The 17,289-nt window shown below is 67.3% G+C and carries 14 protein-coding genes; 5 read left to right on the top strand and 9 right to left on the bottom strand.

The features are described from left to right. Window positions 1-69: 69 nt before the first annotated feature. Genes purU (AC1MFL_RS08765) through glyA form a run of 7 tightly spaced genes read right to left on the bottom strand, consistent with a single transcriptional unit; the run spans window position 70 to window position 8,864 of the window. Window positions 70-975, bottom strand: a complete 906-nt coding sequence (gene purU / locus AC1MFL_RS08765; RefSeq protein WP_479814855.1) for a formyltetrahydrofolate deformylase — start codon at window positions 973-975, stop codon at window positions 70-72. Then, complete coding sequence (locus tag AC1MFL_RS08760; protein WP_479814854.1) at window positions 969-2,384, bottom strand: L-serine ammonia-lyase; 1,416 nt, start codon at window positions 2,382-2,384, stop codon at window positions 969-971. The genes purU (AC1MFL_RS08765) and AC1MFL_RS08760 overlap by 7 nt, the downstream gene beginning before the upstream one ends. Continuing rightward, complete coding sequence (locus tag AC1MFL_RS08755) at window positions 2,384-3,019, bottom strand: sarcosine oxidase subunit gamma (RefSeq protein ID WP_479814853.1); 636 nt, start codon at window positions 3,017-3,019, stop codon at window positions 2,384-2,386. The genes AC1MFL_RS08760 and AC1MFL_RS08755 overlap by 1 nt, the downstream gene beginning before the upstream one ends. Beyond that, window positions 3,012-5,966: a 2Fe-2S iron-sulfur cluster-binding protein gene (locus tag AC1MFL_RS08750; RefSeq protein ID WP_479814851.1), complete on the bottom strand. Its 2,955-nt coding sequence runs from the start codon at window positions 5,964-5,966 to the stop codon at window positions 3,012-3,014. Before AC1MFL_RS08750 ends, AC1MFL_RS08755 begins: the two co-directional genes overlap by 8 nt. Continuing rightward, a complete protein-coding gene (locus AC1MFL_RS08745) occupies window positions 5,963-6,292 on the bottom strand; it encodes a sarcosine oxidase subunit delta (RefSeq protein WP_479814849.1) in 330 nt (109 codons plus the stop codon). Before AC1MFL_RS08745 ends, AC1MFL_RS08750 begins: the two co-directional genes overlap by 4 nt. A 14-nt stretch (window positions 6,293-6,306) precedes the next feature. After that, complete coding sequence (locus AC1MFL_RS08740; RefSeq protein WP_479814847.1) at window positions 6,307-7,527, bottom strand: sarcosine oxidase subunit beta family protein; 1,221 nt, start codon at window positions 7,525-7,527, stop codon at window positions 6,307-6,309. Continuing rightward, the gene (gene glyA, locus AC1MFL_RS08735) at window positions 7,524-8,864 is read right to left on the bottom strand and encodes a serine hydroxymethyltransferase (RefSeq protein ID WP_479814845.1); all 1,341 of its coding nucleotides are present in this window, start codon (window positions 8,862-8,864) and stop codon (window positions 7,524-7,526) included. The genes AC1MFL_RS08740 and glyA overlap by 4 nt, the downstream gene beginning before the upstream one ends. Before the next feature lie 155 nt (window positions 8,865-9,019). On the opposite strand from glyA, the gene AC1MFL_RS08730 reads away from it, so the two are divergent. Then, entirely contained in the window at window positions 9,020-9,673 is a 654-nt protein-coding gene (locus AC1MFL_RS08730; protein WP_479815400.1) for a GntR family transcriptional regulator, read from the top strand. A gap of 28 nt (window positions 9,674-9,701) precedes the next feature. Continuing rightward, window positions 9,702-10,511, top strand: coding sequence for an IclR family transcriptional regulator (locus AC1MFL_RS08725; protein WP_479814843.1), 810 nt, complete (start codon window positions 9,702-9,704; stop codon window positions 10,509-10,511). A gap of 59 nt (window positions 10,512-10,570) precedes the next feature. Here AC1MFL_RS08725 and AC1MFL_RS08720 read toward each other — a convergent pair whose 3' ends face one another. Continuing rightward, window positions 10,571-11,707 carry an aromatic ring-hydroxylating oxygenase subunit alpha gene (locus AC1MFL_RS08720; RefSeq protein WP_479814842.1) on the bottom strand — a complete coding sequence of 379 codons (1,137 nt, stop codon included), beginning with the start codon at window positions 11,705-11,707 and terminating at the stop codon, window positions 10,571-10,573. Window positions 11,708-11,755: 48 nt separating this feature from the next. Further along, window positions 11,756-13,081, bottom strand: a complete 1,326-nt coding sequence (locus tag AC1MFL_RS08715; protein ID WP_479814840.1) for an NAD(P)/FAD-dependent oxidoreductase — start codon at window positions 13,079-13,081, stop codon at window positions 11,756-11,758. Window positions 13,082-13,313: 232 nt separating this feature from the next. Here AC1MFL_RS08715 and AC1MFL_RS08710 point away from each other — a divergent pair, with 232 nt between their 5' ends. The 3 genes from AC1MFL_RS08710 (at window position 13,314) to AC1MFL_RS08700 (ending at window position 17,245) form a co-directional block, all read left to right on the top strand. Further along, complete coding sequence (locus AC1MFL_RS08710) at window positions 13,314-13,664, top strand: bifunctional 3-phenylpropionate/cinnamic acid dioxygenase ferredoxin subunit (RefSeq protein WP_479814838.1); 351 nt, start codon at window positions 13,314-13,316, stop codon at window positions 13,662-13,664. A 56-nt stretch (window positions 13,665-13,720) separates the two neighbouring features. Further along, complete coding sequence (purU, locus tag AC1MFL_RS08705; RefSeq protein ID WP_479815398.1) at window positions 13,721-14,668, top strand: formyltetrahydrofolate deformylase; 948 nt, start codon at window positions 13,721-13,723, stop codon at window positions 14,666-14,668. A 66-nt stretch (window positions 14,669-14,734) separates the two neighbouring features. Next, window positions 14,735-17,245 carry a GcvT family protein gene (locus AC1MFL_RS08700; RefSeq protein ID WP_479814836.1) on the top strand — a complete coding sequence of 837 codons (2,511 nt, stop codon included), beginning with the start codon at window positions 14,735-14,737 and terminating at the stop codon, window positions 17,243-17,245. The last annotated feature ends 44 nt before the right edge of the window (window positions 17,246-17,289 follow it).

Below are 17,289 nucleotides of genomic sequence, written 5' to 3'. Positions count from 1 at the left end.
CCCCCAGTCACTCGATAGTCACCCCAGTGTGCCACGGCGGGACCCCCGCAGGGAACGGGGGATCCGCCGCTATTTCAGCACGACGGTCCGGTTGCCTTGGAGGAAGACGCGTCCCTCGCAGTGCCAGCGGACGGCGTTGGAGAGTGCTTTGCGCTCGGTGTCCCGTCCGGCGGCGACGAGGTCCTCGGCGGTGTAGGTGTGGTCCACCTCCACCACCTGCTGGGAGATGATCGGGCCCTCGTCGAGCTCCGCGTTGACGTAGTGGGCGGTGGCGCCGACGGTCTTCACGCCGCGGGCGTGGGCCTGGTGGTAGGGCTTGGCGCCCTTGAAGCTGGGCAGGAAGGAGTGGTGGATGTTGATGGCGCGGCCATCGAGGCGGCGGGTGAGATCGTCGCTGAGGACCTGCATGTAGCGGGCCAACACCACCAGTTCCACGTCGAGCCGGTCGACGAGTTCCATCAGGGTCTCCTCGGCCGCCGGTTTGGTGGCTGCCGTGACGGGCACGTGGAAGAAGGGGATGCCGTGCCATTCCACGATCCCCCGGTGGTCCGGATGGTTCGAGACGACCCCGACAATGTCGATGGGCAGCTCGCCGATGCGGGCGCGGAACAGCAGGTCGTTGAGGCAGTGCTCGAATTTGGACACCATGATCAGGACCCGGCATTTGGTCCCCTGGGCCCGGAGGTGCCATTGCATGCCAAACTTTTCGGCCACGGGTCCGAAGGCCTCGCGGAGCGAATCGAGGGTGGCCGGTCCGCCGGGGGCCTCTCCGGACGCGGCAAAGTGGAGCCGCATGAAGAAGTGGCCGTCGTCCTGGGAGTCGAATTGCTTGCTCTCCAGGATGTCGCAGCCCTGCTCCAGCAGGAAGCCGGACACGGCGTGCACGATTCCCCGGGTCTCCGGGCAATCGAGGGTCAGAACGTAATCGACGGCGGGGCTATTCGCGGTGCTGTTCAAGGTATCCACGCTCAGCACTCGATGACGTTCACGGCGAGGCCTCCGCGGGAGGTTTCCTTGTATTTGGTTTTCATGTCCGCTCCTGTTTCCCGCATGGTTTTGATGGCTTTGTCCAGCGATACTTTGTGGCTGCCGTCCCCGTGCAGGCAGAGACGGGCGGCGTTGATGGCTTTGACGCTGGCGATGGCGTTGCGTTCGATGCAGGGGATTTGCACCAGTCCGCCGACGGGGTCGCAGGTCAGTCCGAGGTTGTGTTCGATGCCGACTTCGGCCGCGTTTTCGACCTGTGCGGGGGTGCCGCCGAGGACTTCGCAGAGTCCGGCGGCCGCCATGGAGCAGGCTGAGCCGACTTCGCCCTGGCAGCCGACCTCGGCCCCGGAGATGGAGGCGTTGATTTTGAACAGGATACCGACGGCGGCGGCCGTGACCAGGAAGCGGATGACGCCGTCGTCGTTGGCTCCGGGGACGAACTTGATGTAGTACTGCAGCACGGCCGGCACGATGCCTGCGGCGCCGTTGGTGGGGGCGGTGACGATCCGCCCGCCTGCGGCGTTCTCCTCGTTGACGGCCAGGGCGAACAGGTTCACCCATTCCATGGCGAGCAGCGGGTCGGCGGGCACCTGGACCGGGGAGGGGTTCCGGGCTGCCGCGTCGGCGCTGACCGCTGATGCTGCCAGCGTCCGGAACAGGGACGGGGCGCGTCGTTTGACGTTCAGCCCGCCCGGGAGGACTCCCTCGGCAGCGCAGCCGTTGTCCACGCATTCGCGCATGACCGCCCACAGTGCCAGGAGCCTGTCCCGGAGTTCGGCTTCGCTGCGCCAAACGAGTTCGTTGGCGAGCATGACGTCGGAGATGGACATGTCCTCCCGCCGGCAGATTGCCAGGAGCTCGTCGGCTGTGGTGAAGGGGTACGGCAGCACGGTGTCATCCGCCACCACCTGGTCAGCGCCCTGTGCGGTGCCGTCAACGACGAAGCCGCCGCCGATCGAGTAGTAGCTGCGTTCCGTGAGCACTGTCCCGGTGTGGTCCAGTGCCCGGAAGGTCATGCCGTTGGGGTGGGCCGGCAGGGACTTGCGGCGGTGCAGCACCACGTCCTCGTCCCAGTTGAAGTCCACCCGGTGGTCCCCGCCGATCCGGAGTTCGGCGTCCAGGGCGGCGGCCGCCACCTGGTCATCGGCGGTTCCGGTGTCCACCGTTTCGGGGGCCTGGCCCTGGAGGCCCAGGACCACGGCCTTGTCCGAGCCGTGGCCCCGGCCCGTGGCGCCGAGGGAACCGAAGAGTTCGGCCTGCACCCTCGCGGTCGCGCTCAGTTGCCCATCGCTTTTGAGGCCGTCGGCGAACCTTTTGGCCGCCCGCATCGGGCCGACTGTGTGGGAGGAGGACGGCCCGATGCCAACAGAAAACAGATCCAGGACGCTGAGGGCCATCAGGGGACCTCGGGGGACGCGTATTCGCGCATGGCGTCCAGGAGCCAGCGCCCAAGGAACTGGGCGAAGGAGGCCCGCGGGAAGATCCGGTAGCTCTGCTCCGCGGTCTTCCACAGAATGGCGGGGATGCCGCCGATCTCCGTGGAGAGCGCCGTGCCGGCGGTGAAGACGCGGGGGTGCAGATCCAGGGAGCAGCCCTTCTCCAGGACAGCCCGCGCCCGGGGACCGGAGAGCTCGAACGTGGTGCGGTTGGCGGAGAGATCCACCACCTGGCCCGCGCCGTCGCCCAGGGCCTCGACCAGCGCGCCGGGCAGGTCTCCGCCCAGGCTTTCATGGGATTCCGCGGGGGCCACGAGCAGGAATTCGCCCGGACCCAGCCACAGCACTGCGGTGCTGGCGCTGCCGGTGACCTCCCCTGACGCGGACGGCAGGGCGCCGGTCAGGGTGCCGAGCCGTTCCCCGGCGTCGCCGGCCGGGTCGACCCGGAGCCCGGCCATGGTCAGGAACGGCACTTCCCGCAGCTCCACGGTGCCGGCCACGGATCCGGCCTCGAAGGCTGTCCTGAGCGGCGACGCCGGACTCTTCCGGAGGGTCTGGATCTTCTTGGAATTTTCGAGTGCTGCTGTGTCAGCCATCTTTGCGGGCCCCTTCGGAGTCAAAAAGTACGGTTTCTGCGACGACAACGTCCACGAGCTGGTCCCCGGCGGCGGCCACCAGGGTTTCGCCGATGCGGTTGCGGCCGTTCTTGATCAGGGCGAGGGCAAACGATCTGCCCAGCGCCGCACTGTGGTAGCTCGAGGTCACGAATCCCTGCATCGGAACGGGGCCGTAGGCGGGATTGACGGTGATGCCCTGCTCCACCAGCTGGGTGCCCTCCGGCAGCCGGATCGTGCCATCCACGGGAAGGACACTGACCAGGTGCTTGCGGTCGGTGCGGCCGGCGTCCTTGCGGGCGTAGGACCGCTTGCCGATGAAGTCCTTGACCTTGGAGACGACCCATTCCATGCCGGCGTCCTGCGGGGTCACGGTCCCGTCGGTGTCCTGGCCGACGATCGGGTACCCCTTCTCCGCTCGCAGCACGTGCATGGTTTCGGTGCCGTAGGCGGTGATGTTGAATTCCGCACCGGCTGCTGCCACGGACTCCCAGGTGTTCAGCCCGTACCAGGACGGGACGTTGATTTCGTAGGCCAGCTCACCGGAGAAGGAGATCCGGCAGATCCGGGCCCGGACACCGGACGCGAGGGTGGTTTCCTTGAACGTCATGAACGGGAAAGCCTCAGCCTCGAGGCCGCCGTCGGCCGCCAGTTCCGGGGCCAGTTTCGCCACGACGGCGCGGGACTTGGGCCCGACGACGGCGATGGTGGTCCACTGTTCCGTGACGGAGGTGCAGTGCACGTCCAGTTCCGGCCATTCGGTCTGCAGCCATTCCTCCAGCCAGTCCAGGACCTTGGCGGCGCCGCCGGTGGTGGTGGTCATGAAGAACCGGTCCGGATCGAGGCGGAGCGTGACGCCGTCGTCGAAGATCATGCCGTCGGGGGTGCACATCACGCCGTAGCGGGCCGAACCCGGCGCCAGCTTCTTGAACGCGTTGGTGTAGATGCGGTTCAGGAACTCGCCCGCGTCCTTGCCTCGGATCTCGATCTTGCCCAGCGTGGTGGCATCCATGAAGCCCACCGATTCCCGGACCGCGGCGCATTCGCGCAGCACCGCGGCGTCCATGTCCTCACCGGCCTGCGGGTAGTACCAGGGACGCTTCCACTGCCCGACGTCCTCGAAGAGGGCACCGCGGGCGGCATGCCAGGGGTGGATGGAAGTCAGCCGGGCCGGGTCGAAGAGCTCCCCGCGCTGGCGCCCGGCCAGCGCGGCGAACGCCACGGGGGTGAAGGGGGCGCGGTAGGCGGTGGTGCCGATTTCCCCGATGCCCCGGGACGCTTCGCCGGCCTGCCGCAGTGCCGCCGCGATGACGCCGATCGCGTTCACCCCGGAGGTCTTGCCCTGGTCGTTGGCGGTGCTGATCGAGGTATAGCGCTTGACGTGTTCCACCGAACGCATGCCGGCGCCGGTGGAGCGCAGGACGTCGGCCACGGACTGGTCGCGCTGGAAGTCGACGAAGTGGTGGTGCCAGTCATCCGGGCCGCCTTCCTGCCCGGGCACCAGCCAGAGCTGGCGGGTCGGGGCGGACGCCTTCGGCTCGGAAAGTGCGGAGGGTTCGACGGCGGACGCGAAGCCGGCGGCGCCGGCAGCCGCTGCCCCGGCGGAGATGCCCTCCGTCAGGCAGTCTTCGAGGTCGAAGCTGCCGCGGCCGGCACCGGCCACCTGCTGGTTGGGGACGATGCTGCTGGGCACGAAGGCGGCCAGGTCATCGTCCCAGCGGATCTTGCCCTGGCGCTGGGAGTGCAGGTGCACCACGGGGGACCAGCCGCCGGAGACAGCGAGCAGGTCGCAGGCGATTTCTTCGACGCCGGAGGTGAGTTCGCCGTCGTCGTTGATGCTCCGGACGGTGACGCCGGCGAGCCGGCCGTCGCCGGAGCCGGCAGCGGCGGTGTCGGCGACGGCGCTGCCGATCAGCACCCGGGTGCCGGCGGCGGCGGTTGCGGCGGCTGTTTCGCTCAGCTGCGGGCGGGCGTCCACGACGGCTTCGACGCGGATGCCGGCGGCCGCCAGGTCCGCGGCCAGGGCGTAGGCGCTGTCGTTGGTGGTGCTGATGACCACGCGCGTGCCGGCGGCCACCGCGTAGCGGTTGAGGTAGCTGCGGACCGCGGAGGCGAGCATGATGCCGGGGCGGTCGTTGTTCTCGAAGACCAGCGGGCGTTCATGGGCGCCCGGGGCCAGGATGACCTGGGCGGCGCGGATGTGCCAGATCCGCTGGCGGGATACGCCGGGGGCGGCAGGGCTGGAGAGGTGGTCGGTGCGGTTCTGGACGGCGATGACGTAGTTGGCGTCGTAGGAGCCGAAGGCGGACGTGCGGTTCAGGACCGTGCACTCGGGGCCGGAGATCAGCTCGGCTTCCACGTCGGACACCCAGTCCAGGGCGGGTTTGCCTTCGATGCTCTGAGCCAGTTCCGGAGCGGTGGATCCGGACAGCAGCGTCCCGCCCAGCTCAGGCTGGTCATCGATGAGGATGACGCGGGCGCCGGCACGGACGGCCTCGCGGGCCGCGGCCAGGCCTGCGGGGCCGCCGCCGACCACGAGGACGTCGGTGTGGACGTACTTCTTGTCGTACTCGGCGCGGTCCTCGTCCGGGTCCAGCTTTCCGAGTCCGTTGAGGAGTTCGGCGCTGAGCCCGTCCACGAGGGTCACCGTGGTGGCGGGGAGCATGGACTCGGCCACGTGGCCCGGGAACCGGGCGGCGACCTTGACGAGGGCGTTGGATTCCTCGACGCCGGCGGACATGATGCCGCGGGGGCGGTCCTCGTACAGGGAGTTGCCGGCGGCGATCCGGCCGTTCGCCAGCAGGGCGGAGGCGAGGGTATCGCCCGGGTGGCCGGTGTATTCACGGCCGTCCAGGGTGAAGCGCCAGGTGACGCTTCGGTCAATGCGTCCGCCGGCGCTGAGGCGCGCGGGCTGCGGCTGAGCGGTCATTTGATGGCTCCTTCGGGGGAGACGGGGGTGGTGACGGTGGGGGCGGTGGGTCCGGTGGCGGGGCGAAGCTGGCCCATCGGGTACACGGCCTGGATGTCGTAGGTGAGCGTGTCGCGCAGCATGTTGAACCACTGGCGGCAGCTGGTGCTGTGCAGCCAGCGCTCGGCGAAGGCGCCCTTGGTGTTGTCGCGGTAGAACAGGTACTCGGCCCATTCACGGTCCGTGAGTTCCGCCGGGTTTTCGGGGTAGGCGATGTGGGCCTGGCCGCCGTAGTGGAATTCGGTCTCGTCCCGGGGGCCGCAGTTGGGGCAGGGAATCAGGAGCATGTCCGTACCTCTTTCTAGTGGGCCACGGCGGCCGCGCCGTGTTCGTCGATCAGGGCGCCGGTTTCGAAGCGCTCGAGGGCAAAGGGTTTGTTGAGGGTGTGCGGTGTTCCGGTGGCGATGGTGTGCGCGAAGGTCATTCCGGCAGCCGGGGTGCCTTTGAATCCGCCGGTTCCCCAGCCGCAGTTGACGAACATGTTCTCCACCGGGGTGGTGCCGACGATGGGGGAGGCGTCGAGGGTGGTGTCCACGATCCCGCCCCAGGTCCGGAGCACATGGGCCCGGGCGAAGATCGGGAAGAGCTCGACGGCGGCTGCCATCTGGTGCTCGATCACGTGGAAGGATCCGCGCTGGCCGTAGCCGTTGTACGAGTCGACGCCGGCGCCCATCACCAGTTCGCCCTTGTGGGCCTGGGAGACGTAGACGTGAACGTGGTTGGACATGACCACCGTGGGGTGGACGGGCTCGTGGAGTTCGGACACCAGGGCCTGGAGCGGGTGGGACTGGATGGGCAGCCGGAAACCGGCCATTTCCGCGAGCACCGAGCTGTGTCCGGCCGCGCAGAGGCCGACCTTCTCGGTGTGGATCGTGCCGCGGCTGGTCTTGACGCCGACGACGCGGTTCCCGTCCTTGAGGAAGCCGGTGACCTCGCAGTTCTGGATGATGTCCACACCGAGCTCATCGCATTTGCGGGCGAACGCCCAGGCGACGTGGTCGTGCTTGGCGATGCCGGCGCGGGGCTGGTACGTCGCGCCCATGACCGGGTAACGGATGTTGTCGTTGATGTTCAGGATGGGGCAGAGTTCCTTGACCTGCTGCGGGTCCAGCCACTCGGCGTCGACGCCGTTGAGCTTGTTGGCCCCGACGCGGCGCATGCTCTCGCGGACATCCCCCAGGGTGTGGGCCAGGTTCATCACCCCGCGCTGGCTGAACAGGAAGTCGTATTCAAGTTCCTCCGGCAGGATCTCCCACAGCTTCAGCGCTGTCTCGTAGATGGCCGCGCTCTCGTCCCAGAGGTAGTTGGAGCGGATGATCGTGGTGTTCCGTGCCATGTTGCCGCCGGCGAGCCAGCCCTTTTCCAGGATGGCGATGTTGGTCATCCCGTGGTTCTTGGCCAGGTAGTAGGCGGTGGCGAGGCCGTGCCCGCCGCCGCCCACAATCACGGCGTCGTAGGAGGACTTGGGCTCCGGGTTGCGCCAGAGGAATTCCGGGTGCTCCGGAAGCTGTTCCGTGCTCATTGTGCTGCTCCAATCAGTTCTGCCTCAAGCGCCGGCGCCGCCGTCGTCCCGCCAAGGTGCGGGTACAGCGGGAACTGTCCCGCCAGGGCGCTGACGCGTCGGCGGAGGCCGCCGGCGGTTTCGTCGCTGAGTGTGTTCTCTGTTGCCGGTGAGGTGAGGGCGGAGGCGATGATGTCCGCCACCTCCGTGAATTCCCGGGCGCCGAAGCCGCGCGTGGCCAGGGCGGGGGTGCCGATCCGCAGCCCGGAGGAGACCATGGGAGGGCGGGGGTCGAAGGGAACGGCGTTGCGGTTGACCGTGATGCCGATCTGGTGCAGCCTGTCTTCGGCCTGCTGTCCGTCCAGCTCCGAGTTGCGCAGGTCCACCAGGACCAGATGCACGTCGGTACCGCCGTTGACCACTGAGATCCCGGCGGCCGCGACGTCATCCTTCAGGAGCCGGGCGGCGAGGAGGCGGGCGCCTTCAAGGGTGCGTTCCTGGCGTTCCTTGAACTCCGGGGACGCGGCGATCTTGAAGGCAACGGCCTTGGCCGCGATCACGTGTTCCAGCGGGCCGCCCTGCTGGCCGGGGAACACGGCGGAGTTGATCTTGCGCGCGTACTCCTCCTTGCTCAGGATCACCCCGCCGCGCGGGCCGCCGAGGGTCTTGTGCGTGGTGGTGGTGACGACGTCGGCGTAGGGCACCGGGTTCGGGTGCAGCCCGGCGGCGACGAGGCCGGCGAAGTGGGCCATGTCCACCATGAGGTAGGCGCCCACGAGGTCGGCGATCCGGCGGAACTCGGCGAAGTCCAGCTGCCGGGAGTAGGCCGACCAGCCGGCCACGATCATTTTGGGGCGGTGTTCTAGGGCCAGGGCCTCGACTTCGGCCATGTCCACCAGGTGGCTGTGTTCGCTCACGTGGTACGGGACCACGTTGTAGAGCTTGCCGGAGAAGTTGATCTTCATGCCGTGGGTGAGGTGTCCGCCGTGCGCCAGCGAGAGGCCCATGATCGTGTCGCCCGGTTCCAGCAGGGCAAACATGGCGGCTGCGTTGGCCTGGGCGCCCGAATGGGGCTGGACGTTGGCGGCTTCCGCGCCGAACAGGGCTTTGACCCGGTCGATGGCGAGCTGTTCGATCACGTCAACGTGTTCGCAGCCGCCGTAGTAGCGCTTGCCCGGGTAGCCCTCGGCGTACTTGTTCGTCAGGACCGAGCCCTGCGCCTCCATGACCGAGGCAGGGGCGAAGTTCTCCGAGGCGATCATCTCAAGGGTGGACTGCTGGCGCAGGAGTTCCCTGTCCACGGCTTCCGCCACTTCGATGTCCACTTCTGATAACCGGTGATTCAGCTGCCCAACCATTCGACTGCTCCTTTGAAATACTACTTCTGACTAATTGATATATCAGTGTGTGAACAATGGTATGATGGAAGTCACAAGAGAGTCAATAGGTTCGCGGCCATAACGGCCGGACGGGCCGCTGGGGAAGGGGACATCCGTTGAGCGCAGCACACCTCATGCCGGCACCCGAGGAGGGGGAGATCTCCCTGGCCGAGGCGGCCTACCGTCGACTGCGGGACAAGCTGATCATGCTGGAGATCAAGCCCGGCGCCCCGATCAACGACGGCCAGCTGGCCGCAGAGCTCGGGGTGGGCAGGACCCCGGTCCGGGAGGCCATCAAGCGCCTGGAAGTTGACCACCTGGTTGTCTCCTACCCCCGCCGGGGAACGTTCGCCACCATTGTTGACATCACTGAACTGGCAGATGTCTCTGATATCCGCGAGCTGCTGGAGCCGCTGGCGGCCCGCCGCGCCGCAACCAACGCCAGCGCAGATATGCGCGCGGAGCTCCGGGAGGTGGCCCGGACCATCTCCGGCATCGACACCACGCCGCGCGACAAGCGCGAGCTCATGCGTTACGACCTGACCGTGCACCGGCTGATCTACCGCGCCGCGGGCAACCCCCACCTGGAAGACACCCTGATCCGCTACGACAACCTGGCGACGCGCATCTGGTGCCTGGTGCTGGACAAGCTTCCCTCGGTGGAAGGACACGTCACCGAGCACGTGAAACTGCTGGAGGCCATTGCGGCCGGCGATGCGGAAAGCGCCGCCCAGCTCGCGGTGGAGCACGTCAGAAGCTTTGAACAGGCCGTCCGCAGCGTGCTCTAGCCGCAGAAACTACTCGTTAGTATGAATCATGGCTTCCAACACTGACCCCGAATCCGATACCGGGCCTGATGGCGCGCAGCACGGCGGCGTCCAGTCCGTGGACCGGGCACTTGCCGTGCTGGAGATCCTTGCCCGGGACGGCCAGGCCGGGGTGAGCGAAATAGCCGAGGAGATGGGCATCCACAAGTCCACCGTGTCCCGGCTGCTCGGCTCGCTGGTGAGCCGGGACATCGTCCACCAGAACAGTGAACGGGGAAAGTACCAGCTCGGCTTCGGCATTCTGCGGCTGGCAAGCTCCGTTCCCGGCAGGCTCAGCATTGTCCGGGAGGGCCGGCCCGTCCTGGAAAGCCTGGCTGAGGACTTTAAGGAAACCGTGAACCTGGCAGTGCTGCGGTCCAATTACGCGGTCAACGTGGACCAGGCCATGGGGCCGTCGACGCTCGCCACCTACGACTGGGTGGGCAGCCTGACCCCGCTGCATGCAACCTCCAGCGGAAAGGTCCTGCTGGCGGCGCTCTCCGCGGATGAGCGGGATCGGATCCTGACGGAGGCGGGGCTGCCCGCCCGGACCCCACGCACCGTAACCAGCCGGAGCAAGCTGGAGAACCAGCTCCTCGACATTTCCCGCGACGGCTACTGCGTCGTCCGCGAAGAGTTCGAGATCGGGCTCAACGCCATTGCCGCGCCGGTCTACAACCATATGGGAGCAGTGATCGGCGCCGTCAGCATCTCCGGGCCGGCCTTCCGATTTGATCCGGACCAAACGCCCGGGCTCCCGGAAGCACTGAAGCAGGCTGGGCTCCAGATCAGTAAGAACATGGGCTACACCCGGCGGTAGAAAGAGACGGAGCCCGCCGAAACAAGGGTTTCGACGGGCTCCGGCTGCAGGGGCAGCGCTCAGTGGCCCGGGGTAACCTCGCCCACCCGCGCTTGGACCCAGTCGTGGAAAGCGCCGATGTGGTGCTCACTGGGGACCAGCACCCCGCCTTTGGCATAGACTTTCGAGCCCATGGCCGGCTGGCAGCGCTCACAGGCGTCGAAGTCCTGTTCGTTCACGCGGTGGAAGAGTTCCACCGAGGCGCTGACATCCTTTCCGCTTTCCACGACGCTGGGAAGGTAGAGCCAGTCGCATTCAACAATGGTGTGGTCCGCGGCCATGGGGAACATGCGGTGGATGATCACGTGGTCCGGAACCAGGTTGACGAAGACCGTGGGCTTGATGGTCACGGCGTAGTAGCGCCGGTCCTGGTCCTCGCCCACGCCGGGAATGCGGTCCATCCCTTCCGAGCCGTCGATGGTGAAGCCCTTAATGTCCTCGCCGAATTCGGCGCCGTGGCCCACAAAGTACTGGGCGGCCAGGCCGTCGGCGAATTCAGGCAGCACTTCGGTGAGCTCGGGGTGGATGGTGGCGCAGTGGTAGCACTCCATGAAGTTCTCGATGATGAGCTTCCAGTTGGCCTTGACGTCGTACCTGATGCGGCGGCCCAGGCTCAGGTTGGCGATGTCATAGTCCTCCACCGCCTGCAGGTCCCCGAGGCGTTCCTCGATGGCACCCATAACGTCCTCTTCGAACGACGGCGGCTCGTCGGCCAGGCAGACCCAAACGTATCCGAGGTACTCGCGGGTGTGGACCTTGACGAGGCCGTACTCGTCCCGGTCGATATCCGGCATCTTGGTCAGGTTGGGGGCCGCAATGAGCTTGCCTTCGAAGTCGTAGGTCCAGGCGTGGTACGGGCACTGGAATGAGCGCGCAGCTTCGCCCTGCTCCTCCATGCACAGCTTGACGCCCCGGTGCCGGCACACGTTGTAGAAGGCGCGGATGCCGCCTTTGCGGGTGCGGCTGACCAGCACACTCTCGCGTCCCACCTGCGCCGTCCGCCAGGCCCCGGGCTTGTCCAGGTCCGCGGACCGCACTGCGCAGAACCACATCTGCTCGAAAATTCGCTCCTGCTCGGCGCGGAAGATCTCTTCGCTGACGTATGCCTGGCCCGGGAGAGTGGGGATCAGGCTGGGCGTGAAGACTTCGGTGGTCATTCGTTACTCCTCTGCGGTGACTGACGTCGGGGGTGTGGCGGTAGGGGGTCAGGCGAAACTGGCGGATACTGCCAGTACAGGCCGGGCGGCGCATGTGGGGGCCGCGCTGGTTGGGGTGGGGCTCGCTGGCGTAGCGCCTGCTGCGGCAACGCTGGCTGGGCCGGCGCCGGCGTGGCCTGCGGCGGCCGGGGTGCTCGCCGATCGTGCAGCGTTGAGCTGCCGCTTCCACTTGTTGAACAGGCGCGGCTGGTTGGCACCGAGGACGGCCACCGGCTCGCCGCCACGGTAGTAGACGGCCAGGAAGCTGTGCGCTGCGGTGTCTCCGGCCTCGATGGACACCCGATCGGTGTCACGTGCCTGGCCGGCGAACTGGATCCTCACGTTGTACTGGTCGGACCAGAAATACGGCAGGTTCAGCGGCTGGCGGGCGGCTCCGGGATCCAGCAGCGCGGTCACGGCGAGCGAGGGGCGCTCCGTGGCGCAGCTCCAGTGCTCCACGCGGCGGTGCCTTCCGGATTCCTCGTCCAGCCAGGCGGCGCAGTCGCCGACGGCCACCACGCCTGGAACATTGGTGCGGCCCATCGGATCGCACAGGACGCCGTCGCCGAGTTCGATCCCGGAGCCGGCAAGCCAGGCGGTGTTGGGCACGGCGCCGATGGCCACCAGGACGACGTCGGCGGGCAGGTAACGGCCATCCGCCAGCCGCAGCCCGCTGACCACTCCCTCGCCGCTGTAATAGGACGCAACGGTAGCGTCACAAACCAGCTCCACCCCGTTAATGCCATGTAACGCAGCCAGGGTGGCCGCCATCTCCACGCCCAGCGGACGGCTGAGCGGAACGGTGCCGCTGCAGATGACCGTGACCTCAACCCCAAGGGCGCGGGCGGTGGAGGCCACCTCGGCCCCGATAAACCCGGCGCCTACGATGACGAGCCGCGTTCCGGGCACCAGTTCGGGTGCGAGGTCCTGCGCGTCCTCCAGGGTGCGCAGGGTAAAGACGTTTGCCAGACCGGCAAGTTCCGGCAAGGTCCGGGCGGATGCCCCGGTGGCGATGACGACGCCGTCGGCCGCTATTACGGAGCCGTCGTCGAGGGTGACCCTCCGGGAAGCTGCGTCCAGACTGCGGGCAGCCCGGCCCAGCATCCACTCGGCCTGCAGCGGGTCTGCGGCGTCGCCCTCACCGGCATTCTCCAGCAGGAGGTGTCCAGGAGTGACTTTTCCCGCCAGGAAATCCTTGGACAGCGGCGGCCTGTCATAGGGCCGGTGCGCCTCGTCCCCGATGATGACCAGCCTTCCGGTGAAGCCCTGGGCGCGGGCGGAGCGGGCGGCCGAGATTCCCGCCAGGGATGCCCCCACTATTGCCAGTGTCTGCATGGCTGCCTTCCCGTTACTAAGTGCAACAAATTGCGTATAGCGCAACAACTCTCTGTATGCGAAACAGCGTGGCGCATGCCACGGGGAGTGTCAAGGGCCCGCCTCATCAATAGGCAAACCCTTGACAAGGGAGAGTGGCATAGATCACTCTGTTGCGTATTGTGATCGCCGTTGATGATGGCACAACCCGCCGACCGGGCTGGGCCCTTCAACCGGGAAAGAGGTTTATCAGATGCACATCGCCTGTCCACTCGCCGCACTGGCCCCCGGAGACGCCGTCCGGCTCGACACCTCCCCCCCGATCGCCGTGTTCCACACGGAGGACGGCGAGTTGTTCGCCCTGGACGACACCTGCACCCACCAGGATGCGTCCCTCGCGGACGGCTGGGTGGACGGCTGCGAAGTGGAGTGTCCGCTTCATGCTTCCAAGTTCAATCTCCGCACCGGTGAAGTTGACTCGCCGCCGGCCAAGTTGCCTGTGCGGGTCCACAAGGTCTCTGTCGTGGACGGCCAGATCATGGTCGAGGAGTCCAGCGAGACGCCCAACCTTCCACCGGGCCTGAGCATCAACGGTCACGTCTAGGCACCACCAGGCACTACTCCGCTACAAGCCGAGAGGTGAAGTTTTTGACCCTTCAACTGAGCAACGAGCTGCAGGAACGCCCCCGTTCCGCGGCCCCCGCCGGGCAGCCCCGGGCGGCATCCGGGCAGCAGGCGACACCGTTCGTCCTCACCGTGGCCTGTCCCGAACGCAGTGGAATCGTCCATGCGGTGTCCAGCTTCCTGGCGATGCGCGGTTTCGACATCGCCGAACACCAGCAGTTTGACGACCACGTCAGCAACAGGCTCTTTCTGCGCACCGCCTTCACCGGAACCGCGGCCGGCGGCGCCAGCAGCATCGATCAGGACAGCACGTCAGGTTCCCTGTCCGCCGACTTCGCCGAAATCGCCGGCGAATTCGGCATGACCTACACCTTCCACGACGACCGGCCGCAGCGCATCCTGGTGATGGTCTCCAAGTTCGGCCACTGCCTCAATGACCTGATTTTCCGCTGGCGCGCCGGGAGCCTGGGCGCGGACATCGCCGCCGTCGTCTCCAACCACGAGGACCTGCGTCCGATGGCGGAAGCCGCAGGACTTCCCTTCATCCACGTGCCGGTAACCGCAGCCACCAAAGCCCAGGCGGAGTCCCGGCTGCTGGAACTCGTCGACGACTACGAGGCGGACGTCGTGGTCCTGGCACGGTACATGCAGGTACTCTCCGACGACCTCTGCGGAAAACTCAACGGCCGGGCCATCAACATCCACCATTCTTTCCTCCCCGGGTTCAAAGGCGCCAAGCCTTACCACCAGGCCTACGAGCGCGGCGTCAAGCTCGTCGGGGCCACTGCCCACTACGTCACCGGGGACCTCGACGAGGGACCGATCATCGAGCAGGAAGTTTTCCGGGTGGACCACAGCGTCGACCCGGAATCCCTGGTAACGGCCGGGCGCGACGCCGAAGCGATCGCCCTGTCCCGAGCGGTGAAATGGCACTGCCAGCACCGCGTCCTCCTCAACGGCTGCCGGACCGTCGTCTTCCGCTAGAGCCACACCGGGGCCCCGAGCGGGCACCGTCCACGCACGCAGCAAGTCACGAACAGGAGCTCCTGTATGAGCGCTACACCCCGCGTCGTTATCATCGGTGCCGGCATAGTCGGTGCGAATCTGGCGGACGAACTGGCTACCCGAGGCTGGACCAGCGTCACCGTGCTGGAGCAGGGACCGCTCGGCCTCGCCGGCGGCTCCACGTCGCACGCACCCGGCCTGGTCTTCCAGACCAACCCGTCCAGGACCATGACGCAGTTCGCCGCCTACACGGTGGACAAGCTCCTCTCCCTGAGCGAGGAGGGCGCCGCCTGCTTCAACCAGGTGGGCGGACTGGAGATCGCCACCACCCCGGAACGGCTTGAAGACCTCAAACGCAAGCTCGGCTACGCCAGCTCCTGGGGCATCGAAGGCCGCATCATCGACCCCGACGAGTGCACCAAGCATTACTACCCGCTGCTGAACACGGAGATGGTGCTCGGCGGACTCTACGTCCCCTCGGACGGCCTCGCCTCGGCAGCCCGAGCCGTCCAGCTCCTGATCCGCAAGGCCACCGCAGCCGGCGTCACGTTCCTCGGATCAACACCGGTCACCGGGATCGAGCAGTCCGGCGGAAAGGTCACCGGCGTCCAGACTCCCGACGGCGTGGTCCCGGCCGACATCGTGGTGTCCTGCGCCGGCTTCTGGGGTCCCAAGATCGGCGCGATGGCCGGCATGGCCGTTCCGCTGCTGCCGCTCGCCCACCAGTACGTCAAGACCACCACGGTGCCGGAACTGGTGGGCACGAACCTCGGCACCAATCCGCTGGACCCCTCCAACGGCGCGCGCATGCCCATCCTCCGCCACCAGGACAAGGACCTCTACTTCCGTGAGCACGGAGACAGGATCGGCATCGGCTCCTACGCCCACCGGCCCATGCCCGTGGACCTGGCCACCCTGCCCGAGGTGGCTCCCGGGCAGATGTCCGAGCACCGGATGCCGTCCCGGCTCGAATTCACCGCGGAGGATTTCCTGCCCTGCTGGGAGGACAGTCGCCAGCTGCTGCCGGCACTCCGCGGCGCGGAGATCGCCGACGGCTTCAACGGCATCTTCTCCTTCACGCCGGACGGCGGCCCGCTGATCGGGCAGGCGCCGGAGCTTGACGGCTTCTACGTCGCGGAAGCGGTCTGGGTGACGCACTCGGCGGGTGTGGCCCGCGCGGTCGCCGAACTGCTGATCGAGGGCCAGTCCCGCACCCCGCTCCACGAATGCGAGGTCACCCGTTTCGAGGCCGTCCAGACCGCCGAAAGCTACGTCAGCGAAACCTCCCAGCAGAACTTCGCCGAAATCTACGACATCCTGCACCCCCTGCAGCCGCGCGAATCCCCCCGGGACCTGCGCGTCAGCCCGTTCAACTGCCGGCAGAAAGACCTGGGAGCATTCTTCCTCGAGGCCGGCGGCTGGGAACGCCCGCACTGGTTCGAGGCCAACCGGAACCTGCTGGAGGAGATGCCGGCCGAATGGCGGGCGCCGGAACGCGGCCCCTGGGCGGCCAAGTTCAGCTCGCCCATTTCCGCGGCCGAGGCGTGGAAGACGCGTACCGCCGTCGCACTTTACGACATGACTGCACTCAAGCGGCTCGAAGTCAGCGGACCCGGCGCCCTCGCCCTGCTGCAACGGCTCAGTGCCGGCCAGATCGACAAGAAGCCCGGCGCCGTCACCTACTGCCTGCTGCTGAACGACGACGCCGGCATCCGCAGCGACATCACGATCGCACGGCTCACCGAGACCTCGTTCCAAGTCGGTGCCAACGGCAACATCGACCTCGACTACTTCACCCGCGAGGCCCGGAACCAGACCGCCGCGGACGCCAGCCAGTGGGTGCAGGTCCGCGACATCACGGGCTCCACCTGCTGCATCGGCCTCTGGGGTCCGCAGGCACGGGAAGTCATGGCCAAGGTCAGCACCGACGATTTCAGCAATGACGGGTTGCGGTACTTCCGCACCAAGCAGGTGCGGATCGGCGGCATCCCCGTCACGGCCATGCGCCTGTCCTATGTGGGGGAGCTGGGCTGGGAGCTGTACACCACCGCCGAACACGGACTGAAGCTCTGGGACCTCCTCTTCGAGACCGGCCAGGAGCAGGGCATCATCGCCGCCGGCCGCGGTGCCTTCAACAGCCTCCGCCTGGAAAAGGGATACCGGCTCTGGGGGACCGACATGACGCCCGAACACGAGCCGTACCAGGCGGGCCTGGGCTTCTCGATCGCCAAGACCAAGGAGTCCTTCGTGGGCGCCGATGCGCTCACCCGGCGTCGGGCAACGCCCGCGTCCAAGCAACTGCGCTGCCTGACCGTCGACGACGGCACCTCCGTGGTGCTGGGCAAGGAACCCGTGTATTTCAAAGGCGAAGCCGCCGGTTACGTGACCAGTGCCGCCTACGGCTACACGGTGCAGCGCCCGATCGCCTATGCCTGGCTCCCCGCCGACGCCGCCGAGGGCGATGCTGTGGAAATCGAATACTTCGGCACCAGGATCGCCGCCACCATTGCAGCGGAGCCGCTGGTGGACCCGGGCATGGAGCGCCTGCGCGGCTGACCCCGGCCAGTCCAGGCCTCCCACCACAACTCGCGACACCACGC

This window comes from Arthrobacter sp. BG3, assembly GCF_056680185.1.
The sequence above is the reverse complement of the archived record's forward strand: the minus strand, read 5'-3'. Positions and strand labels throughout refer to the sequence as shown.

What these genes read in the sequence shown, in the direction of transcription:
- AC1MFL_RS08750 (WP_479814851.1), bottom strand. Translation starts at nt 5,966, where the DNA reads ATGACCGCTCAGCCGCAGCCCGCGCGCCTCAGCGCCGGCGGACGCATT.
- AC1MFL_RS08755 (WP_479814853.1), bottom strand. Translation starts at nt 3,019, where the DNA reads ATGGCTGACACAGCAGCACTCGAAAATTCCAAGAAGATCCAGACCCTC.
- AC1MFL_RS08700 (WP_479814836.1), top strand. Translation starts at nt 14,735, where the DNA reads ATGAGCGCTACACCCCGCGTCGTTATCATCGGTGCCGGCATAGTCGGT.
- AC1MFL_RS08720 (WP_479814842.1), bottom strand. Translation starts at nt 11,707, where the DNA reads ATGACCACCGAAGTCTTCACGCCCAGCCTGATCCCCACTCTCCCGGGC.
- AC1MFL_RS08725 (WP_479814843.1), top strand. Translation starts at nt 9,702, where the DNA reads ATGGCTTCCAACACTGACCCCGAATCCGATACCGGGCCTGATGGCGCG.
- AC1MFL_RS08710 (WP_479814838.1), top strand. Translation starts at nt 13,314, where the DNA reads ATGCACATCGCCTGTCCACTCGCCGCACTGGCCCCCGGAGACGCCGTC.
- AC1MFL_RS08715 (WP_479814840.1), bottom strand. Translation starts at nt 13,081, where the DNA reads ATGCAGACACTGGCAATAGTGGGGGCATCCCTGGCGGGAATCTCGGCC.
- AC1MFL_RS08745 (WP_479814849.1), bottom strand. Translation starts at nt 6,292, where the DNA reads ATGCTCCTGATTCCCTGCCCCAACTGCGGCCCCCGGGACGAGACCGAA.
- AC1MFL_RS08740 (WP_479814847.1), bottom strand. Translation starts at nt 7,527, where the DNA reads ATGAGCACGGAACAGCTTCCGGAGCACCCGGAATTCCTCTGGCGCAAC.
- AC1MFL_RS08760 (WP_479814854.1), bottom strand. Translation starts at nt 2,384, where the DNA reads ATGGCCCTCAGCGTCCTGGATCTGTTTTCTGTTGGCATCGGGCCGTCC.
- glyA (WP_479814845.1), bottom strand. Translation starts at nt 8,864, where the DNA reads ATGGTTGGGCAGCTGAATCACCGGTTATCAGAAGTGGACATCGAAGTG.
- AC1MFL_RS08730 (WP_479815400.1), top strand. Translation starts at nt 9,020, where the DNA reads ATGCCGGCACCCGAGGAGGGGGAGATCTCCCTGGCCGAGGCGGCCTAC.